This window comes from Peribacillus sp. NPDC058075, assembly GCF_042885195.1.
In the GTDB taxonomy this organism is placed as follows: Bacteria; Bacillota; Bacilli; order Bacillales; family DSM-1321; genus Peribacillus.
The window spans coordinates 1,788,950-1,803,977 of record NZ_JBHVSL010000001.1; the positions used below are offsets into that span (position 1 = coordinate 1,788,950).

Here is a 15,028-nt window from a genome sequence, read left to right on the forward strand (position 1 = left end):
TTCATTTTGCAAGCCTAATGGTTTTTATCTAAATATTTAAAACCCTTTAAAAAACATTCCAGATGATTTCAGAAATCCGTTCCCTTTGCGCCGACTGTCTGCCAAGCCACATCAAAGCAATCGGCTGAGGGGCTCGGCTAGCCAGTTATTCGGCAGGAGTGTCGAAATTTCTTCAAACTATCCAGGGTTTCATCCATTTAAATAAGTAAAATAAGTTTACCTTGAGAACATGGTTGTGAGAGCTTTCCGAACCTTCATTAGTCGACAAAATGGTTTCTACCTGAATTTTTAATACAATATTGATTGGAGCTGGTGTTCGAGACTCCTGCGGGAAGGGCGATTCCAAGGAAGCCTCCACAGGAGAAAGACCGCCCTCGGAAAGCGAGTGCCTGAAGGCAAGCTTCAAATTTTACAGCATGACTAACTAAGTAGGACTTATGGGAAGAATATAAGGAATGGAAAGTCATCACAAGTTAGGGTCCTTGTATAAATCCTGACGTCAAGTATTCTGTAAATTTGCGTAATGACCGCAATATTTGGGGAAATATTTTTTAAGGCTTAAATGATCTGTACTTACATTAAATAAACATGTGACTATTATTGAACCAAACAACAAGATAGGGAGGAATTGATTCAAATGAAAACAATGATTACATGGACAGGGGAAATGGCCTTTTCTGGCACAACTCCGTCGGGGCATGAAATTAAGATGGATGCTGCCGAAGATGTAGGAGGAAAAAATAGCGGAGCAAGACCCACTGAGCTACTTCTGCATTCTCTTGCCGGGTGCACAGGCATTGATATTGTAATGATTTTAAAAAAGATGCGATTTGAAACAAAGGCCTTTCAAATAGAAATAGAAGGGGCACGATCGGAAAATCACCCTAAACGGTTTACCGATTTTCATATTCACTATTTATTGGAGGGTGATCTGCCTGAAGATAAAGTGGTCCGTGCAATTCAATTATCCAAAAATACGTACTGTTCAGTATATCACTCATTAAATGCCAACATTAAAATCAGCTATTCGATAAATGGTGTTAAAGGAAAACAAGAATTATGATGTAAAGGCTTTAACTAAAGAGTTGTTTATACATTTTTCATATGAGAAAAACAGCCTTCATTTCATAAGCAAATGGAGGCTATTTTCGACTGAAATGAAAATCCTTGTTTCACGGATAATCATCTATACCAAAACGTGCATTCTCAGAAAAATAACCCCTCTACATGTTAATCCTAAAGTCGTATTCTAAAAAAATCATTCTCGAATTTATTTTCAAGGTAACATAACTCCATTTTTCGGAAGGAAAGGGTTTATTTAGTCAGCAAGTAATCAAAATGTAATGGTTTGTCATTGTAATGCCCTTGATGTTAGGAGTTTATCCATATAAACTTTAGATACTATTGAGGAGTGGTTAAGTTGAAAGAGATAACAATTGACAAATTAATTTTTAAAAATCATTTATCGATGATTGAACAATATTCATTGAAAGATTTCATGTTTAAGTGGCTTGGCAGCCCCGAAGAAGGATTAGATGATCTTCTTCCGCTTACATACACAAATGAAGTTTTTGCAAAAATGGAAACGACATTGGAGACAAAAATAAAGATCCACGAAGAAGAAACCTTCAGATATGTCACCATTACGGAAGATAATCAAATTGTAATAGGGGGCTTAGACTCGAATCAAGAGTTAAAGTTTAGAATTGTGTCCCTGGAGGAGCGTTTGAAAAGCTACTAAAACTTTAGGCTTATCATTGTAAACTTTTCAGACTGAATCATATTTTCTGATAAATAATTAAGGCTGTTCCTTTTATTTAAGGAATGGCCTTTTTATTCTTTTCAAAAGTAGCGTCAAATATATTTAAATGATCATAACTGCACCCAAAGCAAAAGGAAAATCCATACCTTATGCCAGTTGAGCGAGTACTTCTTTAAACTCGCGATATTTTTGGATTAATTTAACAAAATATAAACGATTATTGATTTGTCTTAGTGTATTATAAAGTAATGAAGTCATTAAACACTTGGGGGGAATTGAGATGAGCGAGACGTTGGCAAGTTCAATAAAAACGCTTTTGAAAGAAACGTTTGAAGGACCGGGAAATGAAGGGAGCTATTATGCTGAATCAAAACCGAATACCGGGGTTTTTGGTACACTTGATGGCTTAACCGCAGAAGATGCTTCACGTTCCATAAACGGATCGACCATAGCGGCTCACTCAGACCACATACGGTATTATTTATGGGTGATTCGAACGATGATCAGTGGCACTGACTTTGAAAAAGATTGGGACGCAAGCTGGACCATTGCTACTGTTGATGAGGTGAAATGGGCTGAAATCAGAGAGGAATTACATAAAGAATATGTATCTCTTTTCGCAGAAATCGATACAATCGATTTAGGAAAATGGCTGACAAATGTAAATGCGACCATTGCCCACTCGGCTTATCATCTTGGAGCGTTACGGCAAATGATAAAAAACCTTGAAATAGAGAAATAATATAACATATTGATGGTTTGTAAACTGATTGGAGCGTAGGACACTCGCTTTCCGAAGGCAGTCCGCGCTCGGCGCTCTTTGGCGCCTGTGTTCTCCTTTCGACACGCTCTTTTCCCGTGGGAGTCTGGTACACGCGTTCCAATCAACTTTATTTGAAAAATTTAGATAGAAACCTTTTAGTCATAGTCGACAAGAGGGGTTCGAATAATCTCATTCCTAAGTTGAGGGTTTATAAAACCTGATTGTTTATTTTCATATACTTGAAAGAAGTCATTATTGATTCATACGTACGTCGTCCGAATCTCACGCCGTTATTGTTTGCCACTGTAATTCCTTCGCCTGTGTTTTGCTTATTTTTTATTTTCTTGCTCAGCCCATATGAAAGCAGAGTGAAAAATCGCTCCTTCTTAAATTCCCCAGTAACACCCATACCTCTGAATTTCCTACTATTAAAAATTGTCTCACTTTGTTGAAGTACCTTAATATCTGAGTTTAGATCTCGATTAATATACTTCCATTCGCGAATGAAACCATCTTAATCCCTATCCGTCTAGTGAATCAAGGAATAATATACGCCTTCGCGAATCATACCCAGATAAAAAAATCCACCCCTTTGCTTATCACTGAAGATATATCGTACTTCAATTCCAAAATCACTCTAAGCTGCCGTTCTGGATTTTGATCTTTTGTTGAAACACGTGCATGTCCAATATAAAAATAGCAATTTTTAATAGTGGAATGCACTTTAATTAACGGGGGAAATGGGGTTGTAAAAGGATTTAAAAATATACTTGATGATAGAAGAATAAAACAAATACCGTATGTCAATAATGAAATTGACACGACACCGATTGGTGTCATATAATAAAAGACACCAATCAGTGTCCAATTAAAAAGGGGGGGTGATTTTGAACGAGAAAATTCAAGAGCGTGATATATATGCAGCCATCGCTGACCCATCAAGACGTAAATTGTTACGTTTGTTGGCGGACGTGGAAGAATTGCCACTCAATGAGTTGACTATACATTTTGAAATGGGCCGTACTGCGGTTTCAAAGCATTTGACAATCCTTAAAGAGGCTGGTCTCGTAATCAGCAGAAAGGTCGGCAGGGAAACGCGTTATCGGCTGAATGCTGCCCCGTTGAAAGAAATTGAGGATTGGGTATCGTTTTACAGGAAGTTCTGGAATGAAAGAATATTACTTTTAAACCAAATATTAGAGGAGGAACAAAAAATGAGTTTAACAGTATCACAAGATTTTAATTTTAAGAGCCCGATCGAGAAGGTATGGCTTGCCCTAACGGATGCAAATACTCTTGCGAAATGGGTAATGGCTAATGATATCAAACCAATCGTCGGTCATAAATTTCAGTTTCGGAATGAACAGTGGAATTTAATTATTGATTCCGAAGTTCTTGAAGTGGAAGAGCCTTATAAGTTATCTTACACTTGGGTAAGTGGTGGGGTAAACACTACAGTTACATGGACACTAAAGCACGAAGATGGAACAACCTACTTAAATCTTGAACAAACAGGGTTCGAAAAAGAAGATCAAGCGTTCAATGGTGCGAAATATGGTTGGGCAAGTATGGGCGAAGAACTTAAAAAAGTGTTAGAGGCATTGTAAGACCAAACCTCTGAACCTGTTTTTAAGTATTTTAGCTAATGTAAAGGAAAAAGCAAACCGCTCGGAAAGAGGAGTGTTCCGTGATGACAAATAGTAGAATGAATCCTAAGGTTGATGAATTTTTAGGTAAAGCTAAAAATTGGAAGGAAGAATACGAAACGTTAAGAAATATCGTTCTTGACTGTGAGCTGACCGAAGAATTTAAGTGGATGCATCCTTGTTATACGTTTGAGAAAAAAAACATAGTTTTAATACATGGATTTAAAGAATATTGTGCGCTTCTGTTTCACAAAGGTGCCTTGTTACAGGATCCCCATGGGATTCTCATCCAACAAACGGAGAATGTACAGGGAGCGCGCCAGATTCGGTTCACCAATGTTCAAGAAATAGTGGCAACGGAATCCATTCTGAAAGCCTATATTCATGAAGCCATTGAAGTTGAAAAAGCCGGTTTGGAAGTGAATTTTAAAAAGACAGAATTCATCATTCCTGAAGAGCTTCAAAACAAATTCGATGAAATCCCTGCCTTGAAAACAGCTTTTGAAGCATTGACACCAGGACGGCAAAGAGCATACCTTCTTCATTTTTCTCAACCAAAACAATCCAAAACTCGAGAGTCGAGAGTTGAAAAATGTATGCAGAATATTCTCAATGGAAAGGGATTAAAGGATTAGTATATCGATGAGAAAATAAATGAATCAAGTTTAAGATATTTCCTCAATATACGTACTCTCGACTTCCCTTTTTGGATTGCAGTATCCACTCATCTAATATGGAAAACACCAAAAGTGTACCCTTGGCTTTTTGCTGAAAGGTACACTTTTCTTGAATAAGGTTTAAGGTAATACACTTTTAAAGCGTCGCTCATAATTTTTCCCGAACGTTGAGAAATGAGGTACTTTATCATGGTAACCATAGCCTAAAACGAACGGTAAGCCCTATTTGTTTTAGCTTCTTCCATCGTTTTACGCATGGAACGAATACCAAAGGTTATGGATTGAATGTCAGTTAAATTAAATTAACTGGATCAATACTTGGGCGTCTTACCTGTGAATACATATCTTTCGCCAAGTCATAAATGAAAGTAAAGTCATTGGAAGCTTAATTTTACGAACCAAATGATTCGCCGACATCAGTTGATCTAAAGTAATCATTTCAAGTTGATCTCGATGAATAAAATTATGTTTCGAAAGCATCCTCATCACCTCAAGTTTTAATCGCTCTATTTTAAAACAAAAAAAATGAGGCAACAGGAGTTCTATCAAAATTTTTAACATAGTTGATTGGAGCGGGTACCTGAATTGAAAATCAACCCCCAAATATGTATAAGCCAAAAAAAACTGCAGCCAAACTCGATTTTCATCGAGTTTGGCTGCAGTCTGCCTTCTTATTAATTAAAATAAATAGTCTATTCCAATACCTAAACCTCAGCAAAACTTGCTGGGGGTATATGTATTTGGTAAGACAGAATCATACACTTTTTGTAGGAAATTGTTAGATTGTGTCAAGATTTCTTAGCATTTTAAAGGGTTCAAGCCTTGATTGGAGAAGTATATTATCATGGAGTATTAACCGAGAAACACTGACTGCAAGGATTTTGACACAGAAGGAGGGTTCTTTAATTAAAAAGCAGCTGTTTAAACTAAGTATATTTTGCTTGATAGTCTTTGTTCAATCGCTTTGGTCTCCCGCTGTTTTTGCTGAACAAAAGACTTTTATAATTGCTGGAGAACGTGCTCTTCCTCCATTTTCATTTGAAAATGAAGCTGGTGAGCTTACAGGCATCAATATTGATTTAATGGAGGAAATAGCAAAATATAATGGCTTAGATTTCAAATATATTCCGATGAGGATGGAAGAAGCCGAAAAAGCCTTAAGTAACGGGACAATTGATGCAATTGTTGGAAGTACCTATAATACCGAAAAAGATAACCAACTTGATTTCACTCAATCCTATTTTACAATGTCCCAATCCATAATCATTCCTAGTAATAAGAAGCAGGAAATTCATACGTTAACGGATCTACGTGATTCACATGTTGTCCTTGACCATACCACTCCAGTAATCAGTACTTTTCTCAATATGAGGAATACAAATTTAACGACCGTTTCGAATCAATACTCGGGTATTTTAACCTTATTGAACAACCGTGCAGATGTATTCATCGGAAACAAATGGACTGCTGATTTCTATTTGAAAAAGTTCCGCCAAGAAAAGAATTACATCATTCTTGATGAAGTCATTGAACCGGCGGATTATACGATTGCAGTAAAAAAAGGGAATCAATCCCTTCTTTTCATGATGGATAATACACTCACTGAACTTAAAGCAAATCGAAATATCAATGGGATAATTGATAAATGGGTCATGCCACAATCCAATCAAAAAATTGCCAGGCTGGAGCAATTCATATTCTGGTTGATCATCAGCTTAACTGCAGTAGCCCTTATCCTTCTAATCATTTACATATGGAATCAAAAACTAAAAAAATCCGTTCATAACCAGACGTTAAAATTACATTTATTAAATAAGGATTTAGAGAAACAAAAGCAAAACATCGCTAACGCTGAAGCATTCAAAGATCAAATCTTAAACAATATCAATAATGGAATCATTACATTCGATCTCGATTTCATGATTACCAGCTGCAATGCAAAGGCATCGGACATTCTCAACATTTCCAAGGAAATGATTCTGAATTTTATGAATCATTCGCAATTAATGAAGAATTTCGAAGCTTTACATCAAGAACAAAGTGAGAATAATCGTACGGGTTCTTTTCGAATCTTGGTACTTAATGAGGAAAATGAACAGAAGGTGATATCATATTCGATGCATAAGATGTTCAATTCTGAAGATATACAAACCGGATACTTGCTTTCCATGAGTGATGAAACGGAAAAGAAAACATTAGAGAAAAAGTTGGTCACACAAGAAAAGCTTCACGCTCTTGGTCAACTAGTTGCAGGTGTCGCACATGAAATAAGGAATCCTTTGACATCGATTAAAACATTCATTGATTTACTTCCGAGTAAGTATGATAATCGTCAATTCCGACAAGTTCTAATGGAGCACTTGCCTACTGAAGTTAATCGTTTGAATGGGATTGTTACCGATTTAATTGAATATGCGCGTCCGCGTCCGCCAAATATAACAAATTGCCACGCTCATGAACTTATATCATTACTTGCTTTTCATAAGGTGACCATGGAAAAAAAACAAATAAATTTCGAGCAGACGATTGAAGAGGACCTTATTTTTTATATAGATTTACAACAAATTCAACAAGTACTTCTTAACTTGGTATTGAATTCGATTGATGCCGTTGAAGAAACAAAGGATAAGACCATTAAAATCACCATTGATAAAGAGAACGAAAAGACAGGGCGGATTACCATATCCGATACGGGAAAAGGGATGAAACAGGAAGATCTGAACCATATTTTCGAACCTTTTTTCACAAATAAAGAAAAGGGAGTCGGTTTGGGACTTACGTTATCGTATAGGCTCATTAAAGAAAATAACGGAGATATCCATGTGAAAAGTTATCCTAATTCAGGAACGAAATTCACCATTTTACTACCTTTACATATCGAATAGATGCCTGGAAAGAGGAGGAGTAATATGAAAATGCACGTATTGGTGATTGATGATGAACCTGCTATTTGCACCGCTCTTAGCTTTGCATTGGAAGATTCCTATCAAGTCGTGACAACTACTGACCCCGATGAGGGTCTTCTAAAGATTGACAATCAACACTTTGATATTGTGTTACTTGATTTAAGAATAGGAAATAGAAGTGGACTTGATGTCCTGCAGAAAATCAAACAAATCGCACCTAACGTAACGGTCATCATGATGACTGCCTATTCATCCATTGAAACTTCCATTGAGGCCATAAAAAAAGGCGCCTACTACTATATTGAAAAGCCAATTAATATAGAAGAGCTTTCTTTGCTCTTGATGAGGGCAGCCGAATTCAAACAGATGTCCAATCAATTGGAGACATTGCATGAAGAATTGGAGATTCAAAAGGGATTTGGTAACTTCCTTGGTAACAGCAGGGCGATGCAGCGTATTTTCTCAATGATCGAAAGAGTGAAAGATATTGATTCCAGTGTTCTTATCACGGGTGAAAGTGGTACTGGAAAGGAGCTTGTAGCCCGAAACATCCATACACTGGGAAGAAGGAAAAACAATCCCATGCAGATTGTCAATTGTGCAGCAATTCCTGAGATGCTGCTGGAATCTGAATTGTTTGGTTATGAGAAGGGGGCATTTTCCGGTGCAACTCAGAGGAAGGAAGGGAAATTCGTTGCTGCTGATGGAGGCATCCTTTTTCTCGATGAGATTAGTGAAATGCCCCTCCCACTTCAAGCCAAATTATTACGAGTATTGCAGGAACGGGAGGTGACGCCTCTTGGGTCCAATACAAAAATCTCATTGGATGTCCGTATTATAAGTGCAGCCAATAAAAACCTGGAGCAAATGGTGATGGAAGGCGAATTTAGGGAGGATTTGTATTTCAGGCTAAATGTCATTCCCATCTTGATGCCGCCTCTAAGAGATAGAAAAGAAGATTTACCGATCCTTATGGATTATTTTATAAAAAAGCATGCTAAGGATATGAATCGTGAAGATAAGACGTTTTCGGCAGCCGCACGTCGGATTTTACTAGATTATCATTATCCTGGGAATGTCCGTGAGCTTGGTAACATTATAGAATATGCCGTTGCCCTATCAAACTCGAAAAGAATGGAAGAAACAGACTTGCCGCAATATGTACAAGAACAAAAGTTCATTCTCCAGCCGGATGGCAATGAAGATGATTTTAACAGTTTTAGGATTCCGATTGGCATTTCCATGAAAGAGATAGAAGTAAAGGTCATAACGGCCACTCTTCAATACTGTAAAAACCATCGACAAAAAACAGCTCAAATCTTAAAAATTTCTGAAAGAAGCCTTCGTGATAAAATCAAGCTCATTTCAAAGGGAGAATAACAGGATTATCGTATTAATCGGCAATTTTTTCTGGGTAACCGGAAAAAATTGCCGGTTTATACTTGAATAACTTCCAAGAAATCGGCAGGATTTGCGTATTAAAGCTGAAAATCGACTTGGCATGATATTTGCATCTAAATTCATTAAGAAAGGAGGGCCACGATGAAGAATGGAGCACTCTTTATAAAAGTCGCTTTGTTATTTTGTTTCATGACAGGATGTTCTTTTATGAATGAGCAGCAGGAAATATCTACACCTGCTTCTACCTTGATTCAGAGTCAACTAACTTCTGAAGGACAGGATTTAAATAATAGGATGCTAATCATTGGAACTGGAGATATGACAGGTGTTTATTTTTCATTAGGACAAAGATTATCAAATATGTATGAAAAATATAATGGTGCTGTGTCAGGAACCCAGGTAACCGAAGCTTCCATCGAAAATACTGAATTAGTTAGCCGCCATCGGGCAGAAATTGGTTTTACCTCAGTGGATGTACTGGATTTGCCTGAAACGGATAAATCCAAGTTAAGAGCTTTAACGGCCTTATATTCCAATTATGTTCAAATTGTTACTGCTAAACAAAATGATATGGATTCCTTAGAAGATTTAGTTGGTAAACGCATTAGTGTGGGAACGGCAGGAAGCGGTACAAGGCTTATTGCAGAGCGGATACTGTTAGAATCTGATTTACCGACTGATCAATTGAATTTATCCTATCTTTCTTTTTCTCAATCCGCAGAAGCATTACGAAATGGTACCATTGATGCAGCTTTCTTTTCTTCGGGAATTCCGAATAATGAAATCGCTTTCATATCCAAGCAGATGGAGCTATCTTTCATTCCCATACCAGGAGATATCATTGAACGTCTTCAGAAACAATATGGAGTTTATACGGTTGATGAAATTCCCAGAGATACATACAGGGGAATGAAAACAGATGTCCAAACTATTTCAATTAAAAATGTCTTGGTAACCTACAAGGAAATGTCTGACACTCATGCATACATTCTAGTGAAAACATTATATGAACATCTGCCTGAACTGCAGCATACACATCCCGCTGCTTCTGATATTTCAATAGAGGAAGCAACCAAACAAGTTCCACTAGATTTTCATCCAGGAGCCATGAATTATTTTACCGAACAAGGAATTATTGAAAATCAATGAAAAACGGGAGGAAATGACTATGAAAAAACTGATGAGTCTATTATCAATAATAGTATTGATCGCTCTTGCGGGTTGTGGGAATCCCACTCCGCAAAAACCGGGGGAATCCGTACAAACGAGTGCAGGGGAAAAAGGAGAGAAGAAAATTACGATAGCCGGGAATGGCGGTGTCATTGAAAGTGCCATCCGGGATGTGATTGCACCAAAGTTCAAAGAAGAAACGGGAATCACTGTTAATTATATTTCCGGTTTATCAGGTGAAATCCTATCCAAAGTGGAATTACAGAAAAACGCTCCACAAATAGATGTTGCCCTTTTTGTTCCGGTTGATGTAATTCGCGCTAAGGAGAAGGAACTGATCGTACCGATTGATGAGTCCAATGTTCCCAATATGAAGTCTGTGGATCCACGTTTCATTCCGCTTGAAAAGGCGGCCGCGCCAGCATTCGGTTTAGTCATTGCACCAGCTTATAATACGGAAACCTTTAAAAAGAAAGGGTTAAAATCCATTGAATCATGGAATGATCTTGTCTCTCCTGAGTACGAGGGTAAAACGGCATTTTCAGATATTACAAATGATTGGGGCTTCAATACCCTTAATGGTCTAGCGATTTCAAACGGCGGGAGTACGGAAGATATGGAGCCAGGTCTAGAAAAGGCTAAAGATCTTGCAGCTTATTCCAATACTTTTTATAAAAACTCAACACAAATGATGCCAGCTGTCCAACAAGGAGCTGCTGACGTAACGGTCATGGGAAGCTATTCCATAGGCGAACTAGCCGTTTCAGGTATTCCCATTAAGATGGCCGTGCCTAAAGAAGGTGTACCGCTTCAAGCTTTTAGTGCTGGTCTCGTGAAAAATACGCCTAATAGCAAAGAAGCCCTTGAATTCATCAACTATGTAATCAGTGAAGAAGCGCAAGCGTTAATTTCCGAAAAAGGATTTTATCCGACGGTAGAGGGAATGAAAATTTCAGAAAAATATGAAGAGTCAATCGGCCTTAAAGAAAGTGATAAAACATTCAAACCTGATTTCGCCAAGTTTGCAGAGATCCGTGCCGAGGTGTCAGACAGATGGGCGAAAGAGGTTACTCCTGAATTAGGGAAAAAACTCAAATAAAAGGAGCGTGTTGATCACATGGAAGTATTAAAAAAAGAAGTGGAAATGAATAGGCAGCACCTGGAGGCAGTTCAGGGGACAGGATCAAATAAAAATGATGTAGAGATAAAAGGCGCGTTTAAACAATTTGGAGCGAATGTTGTCCTGAATGGCATCGACCTGGAGGTGAAACAAGGAGAGTTACTCACTCTTCTTGGGCCTTCAGGGTGCGGAAAGTCCACAACCTTGAACCTCATTGCAGGGTTCCTCGATGCAGATCGGGGCGAGGTTCATATTAAGGGCCATAATGTTACGAAGGTTCCGCCTTATAAGCGAGATTTAGGTATGGTTTTTCAAACTTATTCGCTTTTTCCTCATATGACAGTTTATGAAAATCTAAGTTTTGGCTTGAAACTGCGCAAGGTCGGTAAAGCTGAGCAAAAAAAGAAAATAAGTAAAGCGCTTGAATTAGTGAAAATGTCAGGATTGGAAAATCGTTATCCAAGGGAATTATCTGGAGGTCAGCGTCAGCGTGTTGCGATTTCCAGGGCACTTGTAGTGGAACCGGAGCTCCTTTTGCTTGACGAACCGCTTTCAAACCTTGATGCAAAGCTGCGCCATGAACTCAGGGCCGAAATAAAGCGTTTACAAAAGGAAATTGGCGTAACGACCATTTTTGTGACTCATGATCAAGAAGAAGCTCTTTCCATGTCTGATCGGGTCGTGGTCATGAATGCAGGGAAAATTGAACAAATCAGTACTCCGACTGAGATTTACAACCATCCCAAGACCGAATTCGTGTTTCAATTCATCGGGAAATCGAATTGTTTTGAAGGGAATGTGTCTGCTGTGGATAAGCGGAAAGTTTCAGTCAAGATCGGATCTAATATCACTCATGTCGATGCTAACAACATCATGGGAAATGATAGTGATTTGAAAACCGGTGATGAGGTGAAGCTTTATATTAGACCGGAAAAACTGCAAATTGTTTCTCTTGATGAAAAATCTGCCTCTCCATTGGATTTCCAACAAGCTAAGATCAGCCAAATTAACTATCTGGGTACCTCTTGGGAAATCAATGTTCTATTACATGGGAAAAGTATTCAAGTATTGACTTCCGCATTTGATTCATCATGGCAAAATGGAAGTGAGGTGTTAATTGGATGGAGCCCATCAGAAGTTATGCTAGTCAAGAAATAGAACAGGAGACGAATCCTATTGAACCGCAAAAGGAACCTAAAATCAAGAAAAGGAAAGTCTGGGTGCCGGGATTACTTCTTTTAACGCCGATTCTGCTTTTCATATTTGGTTTTTTTGTCATACCGATGTTATACATTTTATATTTAAGCTTCATCTCAACAGATAATCTTGGTGGAGCCGAGGCAGTTTATAGCTTAAAAAACTATACACAATTATTTACTGATAGCTATTACTTATCTTCTTTATGGCTGACAGTGAAGATCAGTTTATATTCGGTCTTGGTTGCTTTATTTCTTGGATATCCGGTAGCCTTGACGATGGCCAAAAGTTCAGCGCGGATCAGAGGGTATATTACTCTCTTGATCGTTTCACCGCTTTTGGTGAGTATAGTTGTCCGTAACTTTGGCTGGTACCTCTTGCTATTGCCTAACGGAACGATTAATCAAACCTTGATGGCCCTTGGCATAATAAATGCACCATTGAAACTATTGTTTTCGGAAATCGGAGTTGTGATAGGGCTTTCCAATGCATATCTTCCTTTCATGATCTTATCCATCGTTGCAAGTCTTTATAATATCGATCCTTCTCTGGATAAGGCAGGAGCGATACTTGGGGCAAGCCCATTCAGAAGGTTCTTTTCGATTACATTGCCGCTAAGTATCCCTGGTATCGTATCGGGCTGCATTCTCGTATTCAGTTTATCAATGAGTGCTTATGTTACGCCTGCACTAATGGGGGGAGCCAATGTGCCAGTGATGCCTGTTGTCATTTATGATCAAATAAATAACCTGCTGCATTGGACATTCGGATCTGCTCTTTCTTATATTCTATTAGCAACCACTGTCATATCAGTCGCCGTCTTTACCAGAGTATTTGAAAAAGGGAAATTCAAGGAGGTATTCCGATGATGAAAACGTTTGGCGGCCTTCGGATTGCCGTAGCCGTATTGGCCATTATCTATATCTTGATACCGCTCATTGTCGTTATTCCCGCTTCTTTTACAAGTGCCAATTATCCAAGTTTTCCGGCTGAAGGCTTCTCACTGCAATGGTATGCCAAGATCTTGGAGCGTCCTGAATTTTTGGAAGCCTTTTTGAACAGTGCGAAGTTCGCAGCATTAGCTGCCCTTTTCTCCGTCATATTCGGAACTTTAGGCGCCCTTGGCATCGCAAAGTATGATATTCCGGGTAAATCGTATATTACGGCCCTTTTAACTTCTCCATTAAGTGTACCGCAATTAGTCTTAGGGATAGCACTTTTAATGTACTTTACACCAATGATGCTTGCTGGAACCTCGACGGGATTTTTAATTGCCCATATCGTCATTTGCATACCATATGTTATGCGGCTCGTATTAACCGGTTTAAGTGGATTTGATTATAATCTCGAACGAGCTGCGGCGATACTTGGAGCGAATCCATTAACAGTATTCATGAAAGTGACTCTGCCGCTAATTGGATCAGCGGCCATCTCAGGGGGATTATTCGCATTTTTGACATCATTTGATAATGTAACGGTCTCTCTCTTTATGGTATCACCGGAAATGAGAACGCTGCCGATCGAAATATTCTCGCAAATGCAGGATGCCTACAATCCAATCGTTGCATCCGTGTCAAGCGTGGTTATTTTCATATCAGTCCTTCTAATCGTCATACTTGAAAAAATTCAAGGTGTCGGGAAAGTTTTTGGTGGTTCCCATCATACGAACGGTTAAAAATGAGAAGAATGATGTGACAAACAATCATGCTGGCTAAGTTCTGATATTACGAAGAAAACTCATCCAATCGTTCCATTCAAATGAGCCACACACCTTTTAGCAGCCAATAGTGGAGCCGTTAGGACAGGGACAGAGGGATTAACCTGCTTTGCGATATGTTCCATACTATATTGTGAAAGCAAAATCACTTCTGTCTTTCCATCCAATTGTTCCACCATCTTTTTAACCCGATCGTCATGTTCCTTTCTTTTTCCTTGTGATAATAAATGGATGATCCCGGGATCCACCACTGATTCGATCAAACAGTCAGGATTCTTATTTAATAAGTAATTTTGAAGGGCAATCGGCGTTTCTTTTACGGTTGATACCAGGCCGATGCTCGCATAATTAAGCGCTTCATCAAGCATGGCCTCATCTGAACGAAATAACTTTACGGGGTATAGAGGTTGTAAGATTGAAGTGACGTCATTAAAAGCAGAGCAAGTAAGTTGGATGCATGAAACATCAGATTCATAGGCTATATTCATTAATGCAGAAAAGCGTCGGATGATTTCCGGAGTCAACTTGCCGCTCTTTTCCATCAAGGCGAGAAGACCCGTGTCCATGAAATGAAGGAGTTCAATGTTCGGAGCAACAGTCCGAAAGGCCACTTCAATTGGTTGTAGTGCAGTTGTGGTTGCGTGAATCAGTGCGATTTTCAAAAAAACA

At 38.6% G+C, this 15,028-nt stretch carries 13 protein-coding genes and 2 pseudogenes; 13 read left to right on the top strand and 2 right to left on the bottom strand.

Annotation, left to right across the window (positions count from 1 at the left end):
* Positions 1-637 precede the first annotated feature (637 nt).
* The 6 genes and pseudogenes from ACFVS1_RS08870 to ACFVS1_RS08895 all read left to right on the top strand — a co-directional run bounded on the left by ACFVS1_RS08870 (position 638) and on the right by ACFVS1_RS08895 (position 4,806).
* Positions 638-1,063 carry an OsmC family protein gene (locus ACFVS1_RS08870; RefSeq protein ID WP_352923419.1) on the top strand — a complete coding sequence of 142 codons (426 nt, stop codon included), beginning with the start codon at positions 638-640 and terminating at the stop codon, positions 1,061-1,063.
* A 357-nt stretch (positions 1,064-1,420) separates the two neighbouring features.
* The gene (locus tag ACFVS1_RS08875) at positions 1,421-1,741 is read left to right on the top strand and encodes a hypothetical protein (RefSeq protein ID WP_352923421.1); all 321 of its coding nucleotides are present in this window, start codon (positions 1,421-1,423) and stop codon (positions 1,739-1,741) included.
* Positions 1,742-2,042: 301 nt separating this feature from the next.
* Complete coding sequence (locus ACFVS1_RS08880; protein ID WP_387546495.1) at positions 2,043-2,504, top strand: hypothetical protein; 462 nt, start codon at positions 2,043-2,045, stop codon at positions 2,502-2,504.
* A gap of 902 nt (positions 2,505-3,406) precedes the next feature.
* Positions 3,407-3,646, top strand: a pseudogene (locus ACFVS1_RS08885) (ArsR/SmtB family transcription factor); the annotation flags it as partial.
* A gap of 93 nt (positions 3,647-3,739) precedes the next feature.
* The gene (locus tag ACFVS1_RS08890) at positions 3,740-4,132 is read left to right on the top strand and encodes an SRPBCC family protein (RefSeq protein ID WP_352923742.1); all 393 of its coding nucleotides are present in this window, start codon (positions 3,740-3,742) and stop codon (positions 4,130-4,132) included.
* Positions 4,133-4,215: 83 nt separating this feature from the next.
* The gene (locus ACFVS1_RS08895) at positions 4,216-4,806 is read left to right on the top strand and encodes a YdeI/OmpD-associated family protein (protein WP_387546497.1); all 591 of its coding nucleotides are present in this window, start codon (positions 4,216-4,218) and stop codon (positions 4,804-4,806) included.
* Between the two features lie 177 nt (positions 4,807-4,983).
* On the opposite strand, the pseudogene ACFVS1_RS26880 reads toward ACFVS1_RS08895, so the two are convergent.
* Positions 4,984-5,328, bottom strand: a pseudogene (locus tag ACFVS1_RS26880) (transposase); the annotation flags it as partial.
* 305 nt (positions 5,329-5,633) lie between these two features.
* Here ACFVS1_RS26880 and ACFVS1_RS08900 point away from each other — a divergent pair.
* The 7 genes from ACFVS1_RS08900 to ACFVS1_RS08930 all read left to right on the top strand — a co-directional run bounded on the left by ACFVS1_RS08900 (position 5,634) and on the right by ACFVS1_RS08930 (position 14,317).
* The gene (locus ACFVS1_RS08900; protein ID WP_387546500.1) at positions 5,634-7,733 is read left to right on the top strand and encodes a transporter substrate-binding domain-containing protein; all 2,100 of its coding nucleotides are present in this window, start codon (positions 5,634-5,636) and stop codon (positions 7,731-7,733) included.
* A 24-nt stretch (positions 7,734-7,757) separates the two neighbouring features.
* Positions 7,758-9,134, top strand: coding sequence for a sigma-54-dependent transcriptional regulator (locus tag ACFVS1_RS08905; RefSeq protein WP_387546503.1), 1,377 nt, complete (start codon positions 7,758-7,760; stop codon positions 9,132-9,134).
* Positions 9,135-9,296: 162 nt separating this feature from the next.
* Positions 9,297-10,304 (top strand): TAXI family TRAP transporter solute-binding subunit, encoded by a 1,008-nt coding sequence (locus tag ACFVS1_RS08910; protein ID WP_352923433.1) that lies wholly within the window; start codon positions 9,297-9,299, stop codon positions 10,302-10,304.
* A gap of 19 nt (positions 10,305-10,323) precedes the next feature.
* Entirely contained in the window at positions 10,324-11,424 is a 1,101-nt protein-coding gene (locus tag ACFVS1_RS08915; RefSeq protein ID WP_352923436.1) for an ABC transporter substrate-binding protein, read from the top strand.
* Between the two features lie 45 nt (positions 11,425-11,469).
* Positions 11,470-12,603 carry an ABC transporter ATP-binding protein gene (locus ACFVS1_RS08920; RefSeq protein WP_387549260.1) on the top strand — a complete coding sequence of 378 codons (1,134 nt, stop codon included), beginning with the start codon at positions 11,470-11,472 and terminating at the stop codon, positions 12,601-12,603.
* Entirely contained in the window at positions 12,567-13,511 is a 945-nt protein-coding gene (locus tag ACFVS1_RS08925; protein WP_352923438.1) for an ABC transporter permease, read from the top strand. The genes ACFVS1_RS08920 and ACFVS1_RS08925 overlap by 37 nt, the downstream gene beginning before the upstream one ends.
* Positions 13,511-14,317 (top strand): ABC transporter permease, encoded by an 807-nt coding sequence (locus ACFVS1_RS08930; RefSeq protein ID WP_094246734.1) that lies wholly within the window; start codon positions 13,511-13,513, stop codon positions 14,315-14,317. Before ACFVS1_RS08925 ends, ACFVS1_RS08930 begins: the two co-directional genes overlap by 1 nt.
* Positions 14,318-14,379: 62 nt before the next feature.
* Here the strand turns inward: ACFVS1_RS08930 and ACFVS1_RS08935 are convergent, their stop codons facing one another.
* Entirely contained in the window at positions 14,380-15,021 is a 642-nt protein-coding gene (locus ACFVS1_RS08935) for a hypothetical protein (RefSeq protein ID WP_387546508.1), read from the bottom strand.
* Positions 15,022-15,028: the final 7 nt, after the last annotated feature.